We start from the raw sequence: 19,936 nt of genomic DNA on the forward strand, positions 1-19,936 counted from the left end.
TTATTGAATAATTGGTTAAATAATTAAATATTTTAACACTTCACGAAGCCCTTTTAGATAGGAGATGCAATGAGAATTCGATTTATACTGACCGATTATGTAAATCAGCTTATGGCGAAAGCTGTCTATGATAAACTAGAAGATGGTACATTTAGCGGGCGGATTCCTTCATGCAAAGGTGTAGTGGCTCTTGGCTCGACATTGCGTAATTGTGAAGAAGAGTTGCACTCAACTCTTGAAGATTGGATTCTGGTCGGTCTGAAATTGGGTCATCCTTTGCCAGTAATAGCAAAAATTAATCTGAATACTACCCCTACTTATGAGCAAGTGGAAGCCGTGTAAGCGACGAGAGTTCATCAAACGGTTGCGGAAACTTGGCTTTGAGGGTCCGTATTCCGGCACCCGTCACCAGTTTATGATATATGAGCAGCATCGTATGGCGATTCCTTCCAATGCTGAATACTCAGTACCTCAACTCAGGTTTATGATACGAGAGTTAGAGGACATTATAGGTCATTTGGTAACAGCGGATGAGTGGCACAAATTGTAACGAAATCCCTGAGATCAAAGATAATCCCTGCTCTTCAGTTCTTCTTTATCTTTAAAGCCTACGATAGAGTAACATACTGTTCAGTTTGCGTATTCAAATTGCGATTTATGTGAATCCTTTGGATTTTGCGAAAAGCTCAATCGTTGGCGACGTTTTACGCCAATCTATTCTTATCCGCACTTCCTAAAAGTCAAATATCTCTTTTGCTTTTTTCCAGTTCTTCTTCAGTATAGGTTTACTAACGCTTGTCTCACCGTTTGATGGTTCACCAGAGAAATGACAAAACTTTTCTGGATAGTCAGGATCTCCAAATTGACTCCAAACTTTAAATGCTTCATAGCTCATCGGTTTTTCAACGTTGAAAGGAATTTCCACTCCTGTTCTGATGCAATAACCTGTTTGTTTGTTATTGTGTTTTCTATTTTCAGCTTTTGGAAATGATTGTTGTTTAGTTGTTTCTGGTTTTTTATTCTCAACCTTTTGAACGGAGATTGTTCTGTGTTCACTACCCCTTTTTATTCTGTCAACTTCTTTCGCAACTTGATTGTAAAGGTCTTCATCTTTTTCCTTTGAAATATAAATTCCCATTTCAACATTGTTCTGCTGTGAAAACATATACAAGTTCATTGAGGTAATTATCGCTTCTTTTTCATTGAAATAACATTTAGCATGAAGGTCTTTGTGAAACATCAGCTTGATTCCAGGCATGGATTGTAACCAAGCGCTGTCGTCCGGATTTATGTCTGTTACTTTTCCGTAAATAATAATTATGTCTATGGAAAATTTATGTCTGTCCTCTAAAGACAATTTAAGTTGATTGTTCAATTGCAAATATGGACTGATTAAATACAACTTGTCATTTGAGTTGTTGATGAGTTTCTTTAAGTAGTAGGAAACTCCTTGTGTGTCTAAAAATTCGGCCATAGTTATTTAGTTTTATTTTGGTTTTTGTGGCTAAAAATTGCTTCATCAGTATATATCTTTGTTGTTTTTGAATTTTTTATTACCACGTAGTCTCCTGAATATGGCATAAGCCAGTGCCACCGAAACTTCATGCGATCCCCCGACTGAATTTTGTAAAATATCATCCCATAGAACCTGAGAAAAGCCATCGAGTTTCCTGCTCCAATCCCCCATATACATGGGCTTTCCCCCGCTTTCGCTTGCACGGATCTCGTGAATTCGTTCCACTCACTCATTTCCTGCCATCCTTATTCCGTCTAATCTTTTTTGTTCTGAAATCAGGCGGTAATGGCTCCATGTTAATTCTCTACGCAGTGTGTAGAGAATTTCACTTCCAGGGAATGGTGAGATAAAACTGCCTGAAATTCCAGATGTTTACTTCTGTGAACCCCGTCCAAATTCAGCAGAGAGTTGTTTTGAAAGTTCCTTGATAAGCTGTTTGCCATATTCTGCGCGGGCTTCTCCATGCTGCTCTTCATCAACTATCCGTTTGTCGATCCGCCAGTACGCCTCTACCATAACAAGTTCACGGCAGTATATGCCTTCAGCCTTGCCTGTTGAAGAATTGCTCTTATATCGTTAAAAAACGGTTTACTCGGATGCATATCTGCCATAGTTATTCTTTTCTTTGCTTTTGTCGATATATATTTTTCACAATTCTATGAAAGTCAGATTCAAAGCGTTATTCAGCCCTACACAGTTGTTAAACATCCTCAATGAAAATCACTTTCACAGATTCCGTTATGACCCTGCCTTTATGTTTATGCTCTGCCCCATCCGGGATAAATACACCGTCTCCTTTTTTGTATATTATTTTTCCATTAGGATATTCAATTTCCATTTCGCCTTCAAGGATCATACCATAGTGACCTTTTTCGCACCAGTGTGGCGGCATTTCTTTTGTATATTCTATAAGCCGCATTTGTTTGTTGTTATGATTATATTTTTTATATTTCACTCCTTCTATTGGAGATTCCCATTCGATATTATTAAAGTTGATCTTATATTGAAGCATATCTACGCCACCATGTGCTATCTTCTCCCACCCAACCATATATTATCTTTAACCAAAACCTTTAATTTTCAATAATAACACTAACCGATTAGGAGAGAAAAAATCATGGTAGTTAAAAAATATTCAAGTAAAGCGGGTTTCTCGATCGAAGTGGATGAGGACAAATGTATCGGGGCTGGGGAGTGCGTGAACGTGTGCCCGACCAATGTCTATGACCTCACAGAAGGCAAGGCCCATGCGAACCGCGTGGATGATTGCATTGAATGCTGTGCTTGTGTGGACGCATGCCCCACAAAGGCAATTAAGCACAGTTCATGCTAGAGGCCAAGCCTGAGCCGGAGACCAAGCACTTGGGGAAGAGGCGTTGAAATGATATCACCAATCACTTTTTCGATGTCATAACTCGTCCTGTGCAGGTGCGCTTTTCCAGAATCCGTATCTAAAATAGCGAATGCTGCATCTGGATTTTCATCCCTCGGCTGGCCTACTGAACCCGGGTTTATGACCATCCCCGAAGGATATTCTTTTTTAAACTGGACATGAGTATGACCCAAAACCAGAACATCGCAATCTAAATTTGAAAGAAGCTCAGGATTTGCGTTTTCCGGATAAATATATTCATCGAAGTCCGTCGGGCTTCCATGCACAATGGATATTCTGCTTCCTCCTGGAGAAACGAATTCCACATTTCTTAGTGACTGAATGTAACAGAAATTATCGGAATATATGACATCTGCAGTCCAAATAAGAGCTATAGCAGCATATGGATTGAATCCGGAAGTATCACCCGTAATCAATGCTCTGTCATGGTTCCCGAGAATGGAAATTATATTTTTCTTTTTGAATAATTCGATTGTCTCATTTGGGTATGGATTATAGCCAATGACATCGCCAGCATGCAATATCTTTTCTACGCCCATATCATCGAGGGCTGAAAGCACGGCTTTTAATGCGACTGCATTGGAATGAACATCCGCTATCAAGCCGACAAGCACAATACTAAATATACATTGGTTTCACAAATAGTTGCTGATGAGGAAAGTCAGGGCATCAATGGGAACCTTAGGAGTTCTCGGGCTTGAACTTGTGCAGATGGATACGCCCCCAACGACTGCGTATCTCCAGATCTACACTGAAAAACGCTGCAAGGCAAATTGCCAATTCTGCGCCCAGGCTTCCGGCGCAAGCGCTGATCTGATCCATATAGCCAGGGGCCTGTACGTACCAGTTGACCTCGATGCTGTGGTTTCGAGGTTGAAAATCGCGTTTGATCGTGGCTATCTTGCCCGCGCCTGTATACAGACCGCGCTATATGATAAATGGTGGCTGGATACGGTCTATTTGATCAAGAGCATCAGGGCAGAAAGCAAGATACCAATATCGCTTTCTGTTTTTCCCCTCAGTGATCGGAAATACTTGGAGTTAATACAAATCGGGGTGGGAGAACTTGTGATACCACTTGATGCCTGCACGCCTGAGTTGTTCGGTAAAATAAAAGGAAATGAAGCAGGTGGGCCTTACTCATGGGATGAACATCTGGACGGTATGAAAAGGGCAGCCCGCCTATTCAACAAGGTCGGGACGCATCTTATTATCGGGCTAGGGGAAAGCGATGAGGAAGCTGTCCGGATCATCCGGGAATTATGGAAGAGTAATATATGTCCCGCACTTTTCTCCTATACGTATGTTCCAGGAGCACAGTTAAGACTCTATGAAAAATCTAATTCGATGAAGCATTATCGCACTGTGCAGCTGGCCCGACACCTGATAGTGGAGGGGGAATATTCGGAAATGAGGTTTTCAAACGGTGAACTGTGTGACTTTGGTGCGACAAGGGATTTGATCATTGAGCTTATCGAAGACGGAAGGGCTTTTCAGACATCAGGATGTCCTGATTGCAACCGGCCGATGGCGAACGAAACTTTTTCGAAGATGTACAATTTTCCAAGAAAACCGAATCCCGATGAAATAGAAGGTATCAAGAAAGAACTTGGAGAATTGATACTTTGATAACTCTATCCCAGGGATGCAAAAGTCGGCGCATCGGGCATGGTAAAACCGCTGGCGCCGATTGCGAATGCGATGGGTGTGTAAAATCTCCTCTATTTGCACTAAAGTTTTATATGTTACTAAAAGCAATTATACTTGGATATAAATGGCTGAAGCTGAACTTATCAGAAGAATGGCGGATGATGTTGCGTCTCTAAAGGAACAGATGAATAGATTAGAGATTGTCATTAATGAAATTGATCAGGATATTCACAGAGAAGTAAACCCACAATATCTTAAGAAATTGGAAAAAATTCAGAAACAGAAGGGCGTAAGATTCAAGAGCGCCGAAGAATTTGAAAGATACTTCTCTGAAGAAAAATAATGGCTTTAGGAAAGAATTTTTGGGCGATTTTATAAAGTATAAAATTAGACTTAACTCATTAAATCTTAATAAAATAGTCAAAATGACACCGTTTCTAAAAGATTGTCAACCATTGGTTGGATAATGTTTTTTGTCTTTTTTGTCGTGTTTTTAATTATATAAAAATATAATATGACATCATTTACCTATAAACGATATCGCAAGGCTTTATATAAACACACTACATTTATATGCATGAGGCATGAAAAATAAACCTTCCCCCATTGAGGTTGTGGACTAAAAAATAATTTAGAGGCGTTATCAAGATATGAATAAAAATAAACAACAATCAACATCTTATTCTATCGAGATAAAGCCCGAGCTTACAAAGAAATTAAAGAAGCTAAAAAAGAAGGACACGTTACTATTTATGCGTATTCAAAAGAAGATTTCTGAAATCGTAGAACATCCTACCCATTACAAGCCTCTGAAATACGGCATGAAAAACATCCGGCGCGTGCATTTTGACCCTTATGTTCTGACCTTCACCGTAAATGAAGAAGAGCGATTGGTAGAATTTCTGGATTTCGCACACCACGATGAAATATATTTATAAAAATTAGTTTTGAAATTATTCAGAGATGTGTTGTTTTTCTTCCACTCTCGCCACATTCATATTCCTGGAAAGTCCAAGCGCCTCTGCCACCGTCTCGCATTTGGTTTTCAGAAGATATGCGATCGGCCTGAAATCATACTCGGACATTGTCTCGTAGTTCGCCATACCCTTGCTGATGATAAGCGACGCTTCCCTAAGTGCTATCACAAGCTCTTCAGGGGCTTCCCTGAGACATAAACCAATAGCATTTGAACCTGTTGTGAGCACCCTGTTCACCTTCCTGTCAAGACCGAGTTCTCTTGCCTCTTTCATCGTTACATCATTGAGTATGGGTGCGCCCCTGACAACCAGGGTTATCCTGCCTCCGAGCTTTTTAATTTCCTCAAATAACAGGGCATCGAATATTATCTCACCGCAGTTATCCGCAAGATATACCACGTTTTCCAGCAGCGATTTCATCTTCTCTGTGTCATCCACATCGAGACCGGACTCAAATTGCCTGAGCATGGTTTCCTTTGCTATTTCCTTATCCGCATCGAACCCAAGAACCCCGAAATCAAATGAGTTGCCTACGATCGACGCAAGCACCGCGCGCCTGAACGAATCCTTTTCCGCAACAAAATCTCTCGCAAAAGGGAAAAGCTTTTTTGCAGCCTCATTGCTTTGCCTTTTTTTCTCCCTGTACGGGTCTATGTCCCCAAGCACCCTGTAAGCCTCCCTGTGTATCTTCGTGGACAGGTGTGTGGCAGGCGCTCCATCCGCCAGGCATTTCCTCAGCACTTCTATCCCGGCAAGCACAGCTTTTTTCTGCATGGCTATGTCCTTTGTGGAAAGCTCTGCCTCGAACTGCACTCTTGACAATAAACACGGCGCGCATCTCGGATGGGTCTTCAATCTTTATGCTCCTAAAATTCGAACAATTGCCTCTGTTTCGTTTCAGTTTGAACCTTCTTTTCCCCCATCCATCTTAACATTTCCCCCTTCACGCCGAAATCAGATAATATGCGCGCGACAGGAGGAAGTATCTGTTTATTGATATAGTAATCAACATCCAGAGGTAGATTTTTCTCCCTTGCGTAATCAGGATCTTCTGCCCTGTCCACGAACAGTCCTTTTCCTGCAATTATGACAAAAGGAATCCTATCCCCCACGTTTGCGATTATTCCTCTTTTTCTTGATTTCTCTATAACAGTTATGTGCGGCTGCCTGTTCTTATAGCTCTCGACTTTTTTGGTGTACTGCCTTGTTAATATCAGGTCCTCGAACAGCTTGCTGTCCTTTCTTGCATCTATTGTTCTTATGCTGTTTATCGTGCCTTTCACAAGTTCTACTGCATCATCCACTTTCCCTTCCTTCAACACAAGTTCAAGCACTTTTTCCACGGTCTTCGTAGTAAGCTCGCACCAGTCCCGCCTAACAGTCTCCATGCCTTTAACCCTGAGCTTCTCCTTCATTACGCCGTTGGATTTCTCCCACACCAGCACTGCGTATCGCTTCTTGGCTATAAATATAGCGCGCCTTCCGAACGAATCAAAAACAAGCTCCATTGGTTTCTGGAGTGATGATGTCACGATCTTAGCGATCTTTCGTCCGACGAGTTCTGCATCATCAAGCGTGATCTCTTTATCCAGGAGATTTACAAACACGCTGTCAGTATCCCCGTAAACCACCGACAAACAAATTCTCTTCCCCACTTTTGCTTCAACCTTTGTAAAAGCGCCTCCGTCAGTCAGGATTATTTCCTTTATCTCATTCTCGATAAGGCTTTTTGTCCGCAGGATGTTCTCGCGCCCGAAACTTGTGACAGCGCTTGCAAGGGTCAAACTGTAAAGCCGCGCCCTCGCATATCCAGAATACCCGTAGAAACTGTTAAGAAGGATCTTGAGCGCCTGCTGGGTGGCATCCAGCACGCGTGCATCTTCTTCACTTGCTGTCTTCATTTTTTCCCGGGTGGCCTGCCTCCTGTTAAGAAGCTCCTCAAGTATAGCTGGCACGATACCCTTTGCAATTTTCTGCGAAACAAATACACCGCCTGATGGTGCCTTGACCACCTCATCCGGTCTCTCATCCACCACCTCGGTGGTATAGCACAGGTTGTGAGCCATCATTATAGTCGGGTAAAGAGATTTGTAATCAAGTATCACGATATTTTCAAGCAGCCCTTTCTTCGGGGGCAGAACTTCACCCCCTGCCAGTTCCTCGCCTTCATCGAACCTCCCATCCGACATCTCGCCCGTAGGTCTTGCAGGAAGAACGCGGTTGTGCTTCATGTATTCGCGGAGAATGATATTCTCCACCATCTGGGTCTGCCCCCCGTCAAGAATATCCTGGAGCAGAGTCCCGCTCGCCCTGGCAAGAGCAATATACTTATCGATAAGACGGAGTTTTAAAAGGAACGCGAGGGCAAGCTCGGAGTCGCGCCTGGCATACTCGATGAATTTCGAGAGTTTCTCCCCGTCATCTTTCCAGTAGTCTTCCATCTCAAGGAAAGGTATGTCAAGTTTCTCAAGGCCGAGCAGTTCTTTTGCCGCGTTCCTGAGCGTGTACTGCTTAAGGGAGAATTCCTTTCGAAGCAGGGGAAGCACATCCATGACAATCCGCCCCATCACGCTTACACGCGTGGTGTTGCCGAATCTCTTAAAATATACAGACCTCCCGTCCCTGCCCATGAGAGGGTCTATCCTGGCGCCTTTCATGTTGAGTGTCTTTATCCTTTCAACGATGTAGGGAATATCGAAACTGTTGGAGTTATAGCCCACAAGGATATCGGGGTCGTACTCCCTGACAATCTCGAAAAACCGCCTCATCATTGCCTCTTCACTTGCGCAGCCCTCCACGTCCCCAACCATGCGCGCTTTCTTTCCCACAAGGACAAGAGTCTTTTTACCGTTAAAATCAGGCTCAAATGCAAGACTCATCAGGATAATAGGAGAGGTTTCAGGCACAGGCATCGCGCCATCCAAAGGCAGGCACTCGATATCATAAGCAAGATGCCGCAGCGGCGCATTTCGCAGGATTTCCAAAGGCTCGACTTTTCTTGATGTTATTTTAATACTGCTAAGAACGCCATTGTCTTTTGAATTACCACATGCTTCAGCCCTTGCCCATCCCATCCCGCCAAGCCCGTTGTCCACCATATACCTGTTCCTGAAAAGTATATCCGTCTCATACACATCACCCACCATGTTCCTGACATCATCCCTGATAATTGGAACGCCTTTGGGGTCAAAGAGGGTTATCTTGAGCATGTTGACCGGATTCTTGAAATATCCGATAGGTTCAAACCGTTGGACTGGTTCGATCTTTTTTATGTGTTCCTTGAACTTCTCCTGAAGGATCACGACCATTTCAGGTTCGGCCTTTGCATAAAAATACGGTTCAAAATCGAGTACCGAGCAGCAGACGCTGTTTCCGGATTCGTCCCTTCCATAGAGTCTCACCACAGGTTTGCCGTCGCTGTATGTGTAATCCGCATCGAGAATCTGGAAGTTCATAATGATAATTTCGTTTAATCTTCTTATGGCTTTAAGTCTTTGCATTAATATTTTATATTATGCTCCGAATCGCAATAACTGGAAGCCCAGGCACAGGAAAATCCACGGTCTGCCGCAACGTTCTGAAGAAACTCACCTGCACCTACGGCGGCATGACGAGCGCCGACATCAGGGAAAATGGCGCCCGCGTGGGATTCGAAATAAGGGATATCACCACCGGAAAGCAGGGTATACTTGCCCATAAGAAAGGTACAGGGCCGCGCGTTGGCAGTTACCATGTCAATATCGAGGATCTGAACAGCATCGGAGTTGCTGCTATCAAAAATGCCATGAATTCAGATTTGATCGTTATCGATGAGATAGCGCCTATGGAGTTCAAGTCCTCGGAATTTATAAAAACCGTGGAGGAAGCGCTTGATTCCAATAAAAATATGCTGGTTGTGCTTCACCAGAAATCCAGCCATCCGGTCGCGGAGAGGATACGGAAGGAATTTACGATTTATACCGTAACACCGGAGAACAGGGAAAGGCTGGTTTCGGAGATAGCGGGCAGATTTAACGAATCTCATTAACAGATACTTTAAAAACAATCCCCGTTAATAGGGCTCCGCGATGCTCACGAAAATCATCACTGAAGGCACAACAATCGTAGAGGTTCCCATCCCGGATGAGAACGCAAGCTTCCCTCCATCTTCTGTTGCGGTATTCTATAATCCCGCCATGCGGATGAACCGGGATATTGCAGTTGCAGCGATCGCATGTTTTTCAAAAAATAATCCCGAATATACCTATCTTGATGCATTATCAGCCTCAGGCATCCGCGGCCTTCGCATTGCCAGGGAGGTCGGCCTCAGAGCCACGATGAGCGACTGGGACGAGACCTCCTTCGACCTCATAAAGAAAAATATAGAACTGAATAGCCTGACGAACTGCACCGCGATCAAGAGGAATGCCAACGTGATGATGCTGGACAATAGCTTCGACATAATCGACCTTGACCCATTCGGCACCCCAGCGCCGTTCCTGGACGCGGCATGCTTCTCAACGAAGCGCTTGCTCTGCATCACGGCAACCGATACCGCGCCCCTTTGCGGCGCGCACAAGAAAGCTGGTATCAGGAATTATGCTGCCGTGCCTCTGAAGACCGAATATTATCCTGAGATGGGGATCAGGATACTTATGGGTGCTGTTGCCCGAACGCTTGCGAAATATGATAAAGCGATGACACCTTTGCTATCATACGCCTCGGCGCATTATGTCAGGCTCTTTGCCGGGGTTAAAAAAGGTATCAAAGATGCTGATGAGTGCCTGGGCAACATGGGTTTCATTTCCCACTGTTTCAACTGCGGTGCAAGAGAGTGGAAACACGGGCTGGCAGTTCATATGAAAGAGGAATGCCCGGCGTGCGGGCACACCACATCGCTGGCAGGACCTCTGTGGCTCGGCAGGCTGCATGAGAAGGATTTTTGCGAAGAGGTACTGGGCGAGGTCAGGAAGAGAGAGTTTGATGATGCGGAAAAGCTGATCATATCATGCAGGGATGAGCTTGATGTCCCGATGCATTACGATTATCACAAGATCTGCAAGTCGCTCGGGATTACTGCGATGCCAACGGATGAACTCATCCTGGCTTTGAAGGAACGAGGTTTTCAGGCTTCGAGAACGCATTTTTCGGGAATTTCGTTCAAGACGGAAGCAGGGATGGAGGAGATAAAGGGGATTGTGAGGGAACTAGCTGGAGGAAGTGAACTGGAAAGGAGTTCATTAAAAAAATAGTCTCATCATAAATTCTCTTCATGTAATCTTTTATAAACTTTTTTCAGCATATAATCCTTTACCACATCGGCAACAACTTTATCATCCATAATTTTTACAAAAATATCCTTGTTCTGTTCCATTCTGTCTATCAATTTGTTTATGAAAACATCCTGGAATCCATATTTAAAATTATCAATTGTATTGGTTTTAGCTTGTTTTGATAAAGTTTATTACTATCATAACCGCTAAAAATATATAGCTTGTTACTAATATACTAGTAATAATTATGTATGAAAGAAGCATCATCGAGAGAAACCCATGGTGGGCATCGGGAAGCGTGCCTGAAGAGCTTATTGGTATAAACCGGAGGGAATACCTTGGACAGATAACGGAGCGATTAAAAGATCAGAAGCTCCTTGCAATCCTTGGTATAAGGAGAAGCGGCAAATCAACGCTTATTTATCAATCAATCAGGCATCTTCTTGACAATGGTACTGACCCCAAAAACATATTCTACATAAATGCAGATGACTTCGAGAAACCTGGAAGAGCGAACCTTGAGGAAGCACTTGATTTCTGTCAGCAGAATAATATGGTTTCCCTGAAAGATATAAAAATCTATGTGTTCATTGATGAAATCCAAAATGTCCGGGGATGGCAACAGCTCTTGAAAAAATATTATGACCTCAAATATTCTTCAAAATTCATTGTTTCAGGCTCATCTTCCAGTCTTATCTATAAGAACTCATCAGAAAGCCTTGCAGGAAGAATAAGCTTTATTGATGTTTTTCCTCTTACATTCAGGGAGTTCTTGCAGTTCAACAACATAGAGATACAAAAGGCTGCGCTTCAATTTAAATCGCTGAAACAAATGTATTATGAGCTTTCCCCGAAAATCAACGAGATAGCTGGTTTCCTATCGCAGTACCTGAACGTGGGTGGATTCCCGGAATGGTTCGATATAAAGAATGAGGAAACCTGGTTCAAAATACTGTCAGAGGAGTATACAAGCCTCCTGATCTACAGGGATATTGTAAGAATTTTCAGGATTCGCGACCCGCTGCTCCTTGAATCCGTTTTCAGGTTCGTATCCGCTCATTCAAGTAAGCGTTTCAGTTACCTTGGAATCGCAAAACAGAATGATGGGGACAAGGAGACCTCAAAACAATATATTTTCCATCTCGCCCGTTCGCATCTCATATATCTGTCAGATTTTTATACAAAAAGCAAAAAGGCTTCAGAGAGAAAGGAAAAAAAGATATATTTCTGCGATCTAGGTCTTAAGAATTCCATAGGTGGGCACCAGGATATCGGTTTTGATGCCGAGACATGTGTATATCTGCACTGCCTCAAGCAAGTTTCCAGTTACCCTATGGGAAAGATATTCTACTGGCTTGACAAAAAAAAGAACGAGACAGATATTATTATGAGTTATGGGTCTGAATTAATTCCTATTGAAGTAAAATACAGGTCTTCTATTGATGATTCGGATTTGAAGGGGATATTGAGTTTTTGCCAGGATTTTAGTGTTAAAAATGCGTATGTTGTGACAAAAACGCTAATGGAAGAGAGGGAGATCGATGGTGTAATGGTTTCATTTATTCCGTTATGGTTGTTTTTGCTGGTGTTTTGAGGTCAGGTAGTCTCCCAAACTGCAGGCGGTTTCTTTTATTCCGCAAGAGCCAGAAACCAAAAAAATGGGGAAACTAGCAATTTTAAAAATCCCCGAAAAATACCATAAATTAAATAACACCAAAGCCAATTAAGCCCACAGAAATCATGTCCCAGGTAAAACTCACAGACACAACTCTCAGAGATGCCCACCAGTCCCTTATCGCCACCCGCATGAGAACAAGGGATATGCTGCCTATAGCCGAGAAGATGGATGAGGCGGGTTTCTTTTCGCTCGAGGTATGGGGCGGTGCCACCTTCGACTCATCTATACGGTATTTGAACGAGGATCCGTGGGACAGGCTGCGGGCGCTCAAAAAAGCGATCAAGAAAACACCCCTCCAGATGCTGCTGCGCGGCCAGAACCTCGTGGGTTACAGGCATTACTCCGACGACATTGTTGTAAAATTCGTTGAGCATGCCGGGGAAAGCGGGATTGATATTTTCAGGATATTCGATGCGGTCAATGACATAAGGAACATGGAAGTTTCGATAAAGACAGCAAAGCGCGTGGGTGCACATGTGCAGGGCACTGTGTGCTACACCATAAGCCCAGTCCATCCCATCCCGCTGTATGTCAAGATGGCAAAGGAGCTTGAGGAGATGGGTTGCGATTCGTTGTGCATCAAGGACATGGCAGGTCTCATCTCGCCTCAGAATGCCTTTGACCTCGTTACAGCACTGAAAGAAGAGATTAGTATCCCGGTTGATCTGCACAGCCACTGCACAAGCGGGATGGCACCGATGAGCTATCTTTTTGCCTGCGAGGCTGGCGTGGATATCCTGGACACGGCTTTCTCCCCTTTCGCCTGGGGCACATCGCAGCCACCGACTGAAACAACTGTGGCGGCGCTGCGTGGAACGAGATACGATACCGGTCTTGACCTCTTCCTTCTCACAGAGATAAAGAAATACTTTGAGGAACTTAAAGAGAAATACCGGGGGATCCTTGACCCCATCTCAGAGAGAATAGACACGAACGTGTTGAAGTACCAGATCCCTGGAGGGATGCTCTCCAATCTGGTATCGCAGTTGAAAGAGCAGAATGCCCTTGATAAGTACGATGCAGTGCTTGCCGAGATGCCCAGGGTGAGAGAAGAGCTGGGCTACCCGCCGCTGGTCACACCCACAAGCCAGATCGTAGGTACGCAAGCGGTATTGAACGTGCTCATGGGAGAGCGCTACAAAGTCGTGCCGAAAGAAGTAAAGGATTATGTCAAAGGCCTATACGGACGCACGCCTGCACCCATAAGCAAGGAGATCATCGCAAAAATACTGGGGGATGAAAAGCCCATAACCTGCCGCCCGGCAGACCTTTTGCCGCCTGAACTTGAGAAGGTCACAAAAGAAGCATATGCGCTTGGGATTGTCAAGAAACCAGAAGATATCCTGACTTATGCCCTGTATCCCGCAATAGCGCCAAAGTTCCTGAGGGGCGAGGCTAAAGAGGAAACTCTGGAAGCTCCAAAACCGAATAACGGGAAGGCAGGAGCCCCGATGCCAACCGAATTCAGGGTGGAAGTGGACGGCGATGAGTTCAATGTAAAGATCATATCCGTGGGCGGTGGGATTGCAGTAAAGTCGATAACAGCCGCAGAAGGCCCCAAAACCATGGACGGCGCCGTAACCGCAAGCATGCAGGGAATGGTCCTGAAAGTAAAGGTCAAGAAAGGAGATCCGGTCGCCAAAGGAGATGTAGTGATGGTCCTGGAAGCCATGAAGATGGAGAATAACATCCATGCACCCCATGCCGGCACCGTGAAAGACATATTCGTTAAAGAAGGCATCACAGTGAGCGCTGGAGATACATTGTTGATCATCGGGTAGAATATGTTCAGGAAAATACTGATCGCAAACCGGGGTGAGATCGCAATCCGCGTCATGCGCGCATGCAGGGAGCTTGATGTAAAAACAGTAGCAGTTTATTCAGAGGTAGATAAGAACGCCCTTTTTGCAAAATATGCAGATGAAGCATACTACATCGGTCCTGCCCCGGCGAGCCAGAGCTACCTGAATATGGACAGTATACTTGATGTTGCGCATAAGACCGGGGCTGAGGGAATCCATCCAGGTTACGGTTTTCTTGCCGAGAACCCTCAATTCGCCTCGCGGTGCGAGAGGGAGGGGATAACATTCATTGGCCCTTCGGGCCAGGTCATCGAGAGCGTGGGCAGCAAGATCGCGGCAAAAAAAACAATGAAAGCCGCGGGAATCCCTGTAATACCAGGAAGCAAGAACGGTATTAATGATTTTGATGAAGCTCTTGCAACCGCCGAAGATATCGGTTATCCTGTGATCGTGAAAGCCTCGGCAGGAGGCGGGGGCATCGGGATGAAAGTGGTCCGGAAAAGCAGCGAGCTAATCCAGATGATAGAGTCAGCGCGCTCGGTAGCAAAATCGGCTTTTGGGGATGCCACGGTCTTCATAGAAAAGTACCTGGAAGAACCGCGCCACATCGAATTCCAGATCCTTGCAGATTCATTCGGCAATATTATCCATGTGGGCGACCGGGAGTGCTCTATCCAGCGGCGGCACCAGAAGCTGATCGAAGAATCTCCATCCCCTATCATGACCCCCGATCTAAGGGAAAAGATGGGAACAGATGCTGTAAAAGCGGCAGCGGCTGTCAATTATACCAATGCCGGTACCATAGAGTTCCTGTATTCCAAAGGGAACTACTATTTCCTCGAGATGAACACCCGGCTTCAGGTAGAACACCCGATCACTGAAGTTGTTACCGGGGTGGACCTTGCAAAAGAGCAATTGAGGATCGCAGCGGGGGAGGAATTGACCTATAAACAGAATGATATACGGCAGATCGGATGGGCGATCGAATGCCGCCTGAATGCAGAAGACCCGCTTAACAACTTCACACCCGCCCCGGGAAAACTGCGAAGATACAGGTCATCAGGTGGTCCGGGCGTGAGAGTAGATAGCGGCGTCCACACAGGATACACCATAACACCCTTCTATGACTCGCTGATCTCAAAACTCACGGTTTTTGGGAGGAACCGAGATGAGGCGATAGCGCGGATGAAACGGGCTCTGTACGAATATATCATCGTAGGGGTGACCACCAACATACCTTTCCACAAAGCCGTGATGAACAACGAATATTTCAGGCGTGGTGAGCTGACAACGCATTTCATAGAAGACCACAATATCATTGCTGAGGTAGAGAAGATAGTAGAGGCTGAAAAAGAGAAGGGCGCTACTCTTGCCTCCGCCCTGGGTGTTGAGGATAAGAAGGTTGCTGCAATAACTGCAGCTGTTGGTGCATATATGCAGAGCGCAAAAGCTGGGGGAGCGAAATGAATATAAAAGATAAGATAAAAGATAAGATAATTGAAAGGCTGATCAAAAGCAAAGGCGAACGAATTTCGGGTGAGCGACTTGCCAATGAACTTTCAGTTTCACGAGCTGCGATCTGGAAGCATATCCAGGCATTGAGGGAGGAAGGATACATGATTGACTCTTCAACAAATCTGGGATATTCGCTCATAACCTCACCTGACCAATTGACAACGGGTGAGATCAGGGCTGGTCTTAAGACTGCCATGATCGGCAAAAATATCCAGTATTTCAAGGAAACCGAAAGCACCAATATAATAGCCCGGGGGATAGCCAAGTCCGTTGAAGAAGGCACTGTGGTGATCGCTGAATCCCAGACCGGGGGGAGAGGGCGTCTGGGAAGGAAATGGATATCTCCGGAGGGAGGCATCTGGCTTTCAATAATCCTCAAACCCAGAATACAGCCTTTGTATGCTTCCAGGATCACGCTACTTGCTGGTGTTTCCGTCGCGAAAGCAATCCGGGCCCTGGGGCTTCCTGCAAAAATAAAATGGCCCAATGACGTGCTAATAAACGGAAAGAAAGTATGCGGAATTCTTACCGAGATCGAAGCTGAAATTGACCTGATAGATTACTGTGTGGTCGGGATCGGTATAGATGCCAACATTGATACAGAGACGTTCCCCGAAGAGGCCAGGGATAGCTCCACATCCCTGAAAAGGGAACTCGGGCATGAAATAAACCGGGTCGAATTCGTTCAGAGGTTACTTGAAGAGTTTGAGGCTCTCTATCAGAGATTCCAGAAAGATGATTTTTCATCCATTCTGGAAGAATGGCGGAATATGTCAGCCACCATAGGGGAATGGGTCAAGATATCAACCCAGACAAAAACTATTTACGGTGAAGCAATCGGGGTGGATAACGAAGGAGCACTGATACTGGAAACCGGTGAAGGCAAGCTTGAGAAGATAGTCGCAGGGAACTGCGAACACCTGAGAAGAGGATATGAGACTTAACATAGCTGTTATTCTCATCCTGATTGCATCAATATTTTCTGCTGGATGCTTATCTGAGAGCACGATTCCCATCAAGGACATTGTCTTTGATATCAAACCTGCTGAACTTACAATGAAAAGCGGGGATGCTGCCAAGGTCATGATACGGGTTACCAACAATGGAAAAACCACTATCCACCCGTTCGTTCGTTTTAACATGAACGCCTCTGACAGGCAGTATATCAGGTTCATTAACGAGAGCTACGACATAGGCAGCCTGCGTCCGGGCGAGGACTCAGGGTTCAGGATAGTGGATTTCAGGGCCGAACTTGCTGCGGGTAAAGAGATAAAATATCCTGTCCGTGTGCAGGTAATTAACGATGGCAAAGTGCTTGAGAATAAGGATATTGTAATAACTGTGACGAGGTAGTATGAATGGGGAATTAAGAGAAAGGCTTGGGAAGCTCGATAAGAATTACGATGGAAAAGCCTTCCGGGAGATTATCAGCCAGATAAAACGAGAAAGAATAAATGACAACGGATTGCTCGTGCTCGTAGAAAACATAAGCCTGAAGAGGTTCAAAGAAACGGTATCGTTCACCATCAGCGTGCCGGTTGGCAACCTGCTCGAAGCCGTTCTCACGATTGCCACCCTGGTTCTGGCTTTCCAGATAAATTCAAACTGGATGCTATACATCAGCGCCCTTGTGCTGATGGCAACGCTTCACTCGCTCTCGCATTACATTACGGGCGCACTCGCAGGCATAAGGTTCTCGCATTATTATCTGAACGGCCCGGCGCGGATAGAGCCAACGCTGCGGATCGATTTTTCCTCGTATCTTAAAGCCCCGGGGAAAAAGAGGGCGCTCATGCATCTATCCGGGGTCGTCGGGACAGTTGCGGCGCCGCTTATCGTTGCTGTTATTGCCCTGGATAAAGGTGCTTCCGTGGCGGCTGTAAATCTCTTTTATCTCTTTCTATTGCTGATAGTGTTCGAACTTTTGACCTCGACGAAAATAGGGGATTTGATGAAGGCGAAAAGGGAGTACGGGTACAGGTGAAAAATTGACAATAACTATCTGAATGATGTTCGTACATTTTCATTTTTTTTCGCTTTCCACTATCTCTTTCCACAATTTTTCAAAACGGTTTTGAATGCCAGGTTTATCAAGAGCGGAAGCAAATTGTGAAAGCCAGTTGAGAATGTAATTTTTATCAAGCTGATCGCTTCTTCTTAAGAGGATTCCCTCAACATCCTGCCAATCTTTTTCCCTTTCTGATATCACTTTATGGATGATTAGGTCCTCGGCAGTGCATACCCTGACCCTGGTATTTTTTGATATTTCAACCTCAATCGCCCTTTCAATCGCCGTCTTTTCATAATCAAGTCCTGCCATAATAATATCCCCCTTTACGCCCTTCACGATCTCGATTGGTAGTACCCTGGTTTTTCTGACAAAATCTTCTGGATTCTCAACCAGTATTTTGAACCTCGACCCTGCCTCTTTGATAAAATCCTGCTCCTGTGCATTAGAGATATAGACAGTGATATCGATGTCCACAGTAAGCCGCGGCTCGCCCCATACAAGATTACCTATGCCCCCTATGACCATATAAGGTATATTTTGAGTATGTAAGAAGTCTTGTATGTCTTTTAAGGCCTCTTCCAATTTATTCATGCATGCAACCTTTTTTGGATTATATCAAAGGATTTTCGAACCATCACAAGCTCTTCCATTCTTCTTTTTCTGAATTTTTCCATCTCTTTTGCCGAGAATTTGGTATGCGCTTCCCACAGTTCAGAAAAGATTTCAAAGGCTGAATCTACTGAGAGAGTTTTGAGAAACTTTTTCTTGTAATTCCTTTCCCAGTTTGCAAAGGCCTTCCAGTCTTTACCGGTCAATTCTTTATTCATATTGTAACTTTTGCTTTTGGACAATCCTATATTATAGGCTATGTTGCATAAATATTCTTGTTCATATCCTGAGATTATTGCAAATCGTTTGATAAATAAAAAAATTATTCCCGAGACGCTCAGAAATTGATAGAACAGCGCCTTTGCCTTAGCAGCGGATGCGGCGTATTATTCAATTTCATACCCATGTTTCTTTAAGAAATCCCCGAATCTGATGACTCTACCTGCTTTAATATCCTGCAATCCCTCTTCGATTTCTCTCATTGTCACATCATCATTAAGGATAGCAACTGTATGGAATGGTTTCATTTTCCTCCTTCTTTTATTATTTTTTCAATTAGGATTTTAAGCTCTGGCAATTGTTCTTTAACGATATACCATACATTTTTCAAATCCACAGTAAAATATGCATGGATGACAATGTTCCTGAAACCTATTACCTTCTTCCATGGGATTTGTGTGTATTTTTCAGTTATTTCAGGAGGAATATTTTTTATAGCCTCCGCTATTATTTCAAGATTTCTTACCACTGCATCCGATACTATGGTATTTTTTTCAAAATCTTCAAATGTTAAACCGGATGTATAGGTTTCGATTCTACGTATACTTTCCAGAATATCAGATAAAAACAATTTATAATCTCGTTTAGACATGCACTAATTCCTTTTTTATGTAATTCCAGAGGGCAGTTTTTCTTATAACTCCACCTTTCAATACAAGATCGACTTTAATACCTAAAATTGCTTCAAGGTATTCAGCCAAGTCAACAACATCCCAGCCAATCGGCTTTTCAAACTCAACAAGAATATCTACATCACTGATTTCTTTTTGTTCACCCCTCACGATTGAACCAAATATCCCGATCTCATTTACCCCAAATCTTTCTTTCAGTTTTCCTTTGTGCGTTTTAAGGATTTTTTTTATCTCTTCTAATGTCTTCATCCGCCCAGCCTCGTCTGTACCGTTTCTCTTCTTATTTCCTCTCTCAACCTTTCCCTTCCTGCCAGAAAGACTTTCCAAGACTCTGCAGAAAACGCAGAATTTATTCCTTCAATTAAAATTCTTGAAAACTTCTCAGCAGGAATTATTTGATCAATATGCTCTCTTGAAAGAGTTGTTGCGCCAACAATGTGCACATATTCCCCTGTATCCTCGATAAGTTTAATCTCAACAGGCTCCAGCCAGTTGAAACTTTTAATATTGCTTCCTGGTCTTACGTTATTTATCAATTTTTATCACCGTATATTTGAGGAAGTTTTGTCCGCGCTTCAGGAAATAATACGATGTTACAAAGTTTTTCGGTGAGCATAGGCGA

At 44.1% G+C, this 19,936-nt stretch carries 27 protein-coding genes; 13 read left to right on the top strand and 14 right to left on the bottom strand.

Going from position 1 to position 19,936, the window contains the following annotated elements:
• The first annotated feature begins 69 nt into the window (after window positions 1–69).
• On the top strand, window positions 70–342 hold the full coding sequence (locus tag O8C65_04590; GenBank protein MCZ7356188.1) for a hypothetical protein: 273 nt from the start codon (window positions 70–72) through the stop codon (window positions 340–342).
• A gap of 391 nt (window positions 343–733) precedes the next feature.
• Here the strand turns inward: O8C65_04590 and O8C65_04595 are convergent, their stop codons facing one another.
• From O8C65_04595 to O8C65_04610, 4 genes are all read right to left on the bottom strand, one after another.
• Window positions 734–1,474 carry a phospholipase D family protein gene (locus O8C65_04595; protein ID MCZ7356189.1) on the bottom strand — a complete coding sequence of 247 codons (741 nt, stop codon included), beginning with the start codon at window positions 1,472–1,474 and terminating at the stop codon, window positions 734–736.
• A 45-nt stretch (window positions 1,475–1,519) separates the two neighbouring features.
• Complete coding sequence (locus O8C65_04600; protein MCZ7356190.1) at window positions 1,520–1,741, bottom strand: hypothetical protein; 222 nt, start codon at window positions 1,739–1,741, stop codon at window positions 1,520–1,522.
• A gap of 147 nt (window positions 1,742–1,888) precedes the next feature.
• Complete coding sequence (locus tag O8C65_04605) at window positions 1,889–2,032, bottom strand: DUF1016 N-terminal domain-containing protein (protein ID MCZ7356191.1); 144 nt, start codon at window positions 2,030–2,032, stop codon at window positions 1,889–1,891.
• Window positions 2,033–2,216: 184 nt separating this feature from the next.
• On the bottom strand, window positions 2,217–2,471 hold the full coding sequence (locus O8C65_04610) for a cupin domain-containing protein (protein MCZ7356192.1): 255 nt from the start codon (window positions 2,469–2,471) through the stop codon (window positions 2,217–2,219).
• A gap of 162 nt (window positions 2,472–2,633) precedes the next feature.
• Between O8C65_04610 and O8C65_04615 the strand changes: the two genes are divergently transcribed.
• Window positions 2,634–2,849 (top strand): 4Fe-4S binding protein, encoded by a 216-nt coding sequence (locus tag O8C65_04615; protein ID MCZ7356193.1) that lies wholly within the window; start codon window positions 2,634–2,636, stop codon window positions 2,847–2,849.
• Here the strand turns inward: O8C65_04615 and O8C65_04620 are convergent.
• Window positions 2,846–3,523, bottom strand: coding sequence for a YfcE family phosphodiesterase (locus O8C65_04620; protein MCZ7356194.1), 678 nt, complete (start codon window positions 3,521–3,523; stop codon window positions 2,846–2,848). The two genes, O8C65_04615 and O8C65_04620, sit on opposite strands and share 4 nt — an antisense overlap.
• A gap of 58 nt (window positions 3,524–3,581) precedes the next feature.
• Between O8C65_04620 and O8C65_04625 the strand changes: the two genes are divergently transcribed.
• From O8C65_04625 to O8C65_04635, 3 genes are all read left to right on the top strand, one after another.
• Window positions 3,582–4,538 (top strand): radical SAM protein, encoded by a 957-nt coding sequence (locus O8C65_04625; protein ID MCZ7356195.1) that lies wholly within the window; start codon window positions 3,582–3,584, stop codon window positions 4,536–4,538.
• A gap of 145 nt (window positions 4,539–4,683) precedes the next feature.
• Window positions 4,684–4,902 carry a hypothetical protein gene (locus tag O8C65_04630; GenBank protein ID MCZ7356196.1) on the top strand — a complete coding sequence of 73 codons (219 nt, stop codon included), beginning with the start codon at window positions 4,684–4,686 and terminating at the stop codon, window positions 4,900–4,902.
• Window positions 4,903–5,209: 307 nt separating this feature from the next.
• Complete coding sequence (locus O8C65_04635) at window positions 5,210–5,497, top strand: type II toxin-antitoxin system RelE/ParE family toxin (GenBank protein ID MCZ7356197.1); 288 nt, start codon at window positions 5,210–5,212, stop codon at window positions 5,495–5,497.
• Window positions 5,498–5,512: 15 nt separating this feature from the next.
• Here O8C65_04635 and O8C65_04640 read toward each other — a convergent pair whose 3' ends face one another.
• Together O8C65_04640 and O8C65_04645 are read right to left on the bottom strand one after the other, a co-directional pair.
• Complete coding sequence (locus tag O8C65_04640) at window positions 5,513–6,391, bottom strand: ARMT1-like domain-containing protein (GenBank protein ID MCZ7356198.1); 879 nt, start codon at window positions 6,389–6,391, stop codon at window positions 5,513–5,515.
• An 11-nt stretch (window positions 6,392–6,402) separates the two neighbouring features.
• A complete protein-coding gene (locus O8C65_04645; GenBank protein ID MCZ7356199.1) occupies window positions 6,403–8,991 on the bottom strand; it encodes a DNA-directed DNA polymerase in 2,589 nt (862 codons plus the stop codon).
• 59 nt (window positions 8,992–9,050) lie between these two features.
• Here O8C65_04645 and O8C65_04650 point away from each other — a divergent pair, with 59 nt between their 5' ends.
• On the top strand, window positions 9,051–9,563 hold the full coding sequence (locus O8C65_04650) for an NTPase (GenBank protein ID MCZ7356200.1): 513 nt from the start codon (window positions 9,051–9,053) through the stop codon (window positions 9,561–9,563).
• A gap of 40 nt (window positions 9,564–9,603) precedes the next feature.
• Window positions 9,604–10,767, top strand: a complete 1,164-nt coding sequence (locus tag O8C65_04655; protein ID MCZ7356201.1) for a tRNA (guanine(10)-N(2))-dimethyltransferase — start codon at window positions 9,604–9,606, stop codon at window positions 10,765–10,767.
• A 5-nt stretch (window positions 10,768–10,772) separates the two neighbouring features.
• Here O8C65_04655 and O8C65_04660 read toward each other — a convergent pair whose 3' ends face one another.
• Entirely contained in the window at window positions 10,773–10,901 is a 129-nt protein-coding gene (locus tag O8C65_04660) for a hypothetical protein (protein ID MCZ7356202.1), read from the bottom strand.
• Between the two features lie 134 nt (window positions 10,902–11,035).
• Here O8C65_04660 and O8C65_04665 point away from each other — a divergent pair, with 134 nt between their 5' ends.
• The 6 genes from O8C65_04665 (at window position 11,036) to O8C65_04690 (ending at window position 17,767) form a co-directional block, all read left to right on the top strand.
• Complete coding sequence (locus tag O8C65_04665; GenBank protein ID MCZ7356203.1) at window positions 11,036–12,382, top strand: ATP-binding protein; 1,347 nt, start codon at window positions 11,036–11,038, stop codon at window positions 12,380–12,382.
• Window positions 12,383–12,528: 146 nt separating this feature from the next.
• Complete coding sequence (gene oadA, locus O8C65_04670; protein ID MCZ7356204.1) at window positions 12,529–14,247, top strand: sodium-extruding oxaloacetate decarboxylase subunit alpha; 1,719 nt, start codon at window positions 12,529–12,531, stop codon at window positions 14,245–14,247.
• Window positions 14,248–14,250: 3 nt separating this feature from the next.
• Window positions 14,251–15,735, top strand: a complete 1,485-nt coding sequence (locus tag O8C65_04675) for an acetyl-CoA carboxylase biotin carboxylase subunit (protein ID MCZ7356205.1) — start codon at window positions 14,251–14,253, stop codon at window positions 15,733–15,735.
• A gap of 2 nt (window positions 15,736–15,737) precedes the next feature.
• Window positions 15,738–16,727 carry a biotin--[acetyl-CoA-carboxylase] ligase gene (locus O8C65_04680; protein ID MCZ7356206.1) on the top strand — a complete coding sequence of 330 codons (990 nt, stop codon included), beginning with the start codon at window positions 15,738–15,740 and terminating at the stop codon, window positions 16,725–16,727.
• Window positions 16,717–17,136 (top strand): hypothetical protein, encoded by a 420-nt coding sequence (locus tag O8C65_04685; protein ID MCZ7356207.1) that lies wholly within the window; start codon window positions 16,717–16,719, stop codon window positions 17,134–17,136. The genes O8C65_04680 and O8C65_04685 overlap by 11 nt, the downstream gene beginning before the upstream one ends.
• 1 nt (window position 17,137) lies before the next feature.
• Window positions 17,138–17,767, top strand: a complete 630-nt coding sequence (locus O8C65_04690) for a hypothetical protein (GenBank protein MCZ7356208.1) — start codon at window positions 17,138–17,140, stop codon at window positions 17,765–17,767.
• Window positions 17,768–17,806: 39 nt separating this feature from the next.
• Here the strand turns inward: O8C65_04690 and O8C65_04695 are convergent, their stop codons facing one another.
• From O8C65_04695 to O8C65_04720, 6 genes are all read right to left on the bottom strand, one after another.
• Window positions 17,807–18,385: a nucleotidyltransferase gene (locus O8C65_04695; GenBank protein ID MCZ7356209.1), complete on the bottom strand. Its 579-nt coding sequence runs from the start codon at window positions 18,383–18,385 to the stop codon at window positions 17,807–17,809.
• The gene (locus O8C65_04700) at window positions 18,382–18,621 is read right to left on the bottom strand and encodes a hypothetical protein (GenBank protein MCZ7356210.1); all 240 of its coding nucleotides are present in this window, start codon (window positions 18,619–18,621) and stop codon (window positions 18,382–18,384) included. The genes O8C65_04695 and O8C65_04700 overlap by 4 nt, the downstream gene beginning before the upstream one ends.
• 168 nt (window positions 18,622–18,789) lie before the next feature.
• Window positions 18,790–18,930: a hypothetical protein gene (locus tag O8C65_04705; protein MCZ7356211.1), complete on the bottom strand. Its 141-nt coding sequence runs from the start codon at window positions 18,928–18,930 to the stop codon at window positions 18,790–18,792.
• Complete coding sequence (locus O8C65_04710; GenBank protein MCZ7356212.1) at window positions 18,927–19,274, bottom strand: DUF86 domain-containing protein; 348 nt, start codon at window positions 19,272–19,274, stop codon at window positions 18,927–18,929. Before O8C65_04710 ends, O8C65_04705 begins: the two co-directional genes overlap by 4 nt.
• Window positions 19,267–19,563 carry a nucleotidyltransferase family protein gene (locus O8C65_04715; GenBank protein ID MCZ7356213.1) on the bottom strand — a complete coding sequence of 99 codons (297 nt, stop codon included), beginning with the start codon at window positions 19,561–19,563 and terminating at the stop codon, window positions 19,267–19,269. The genes O8C65_04710 and O8C65_04715 overlap by 8 nt, the downstream gene beginning before the upstream one ends.
• Complete coding sequence (locus O8C65_04720; GenBank protein ID MCZ7356214.1) at window positions 19,560–19,850, bottom strand: hypothetical protein; 291 nt, start codon at window positions 19,848–19,850, stop codon at window positions 19,560–19,562. Before O8C65_04720 ends, O8C65_04715 begins: the two co-directional genes overlap by 4 nt.
• Window positions 19,851–19,936 lie beyond the last annotated feature (86 nt).

Source organism: Candidatus Methanoperedens sp., from assembly GCA_027460535.1.
Lineage (GTDB): Archaea > Halobacteriota > Methanosarcinia > Methanosarcinales > Methanoperedenaceae > Methanoperedens.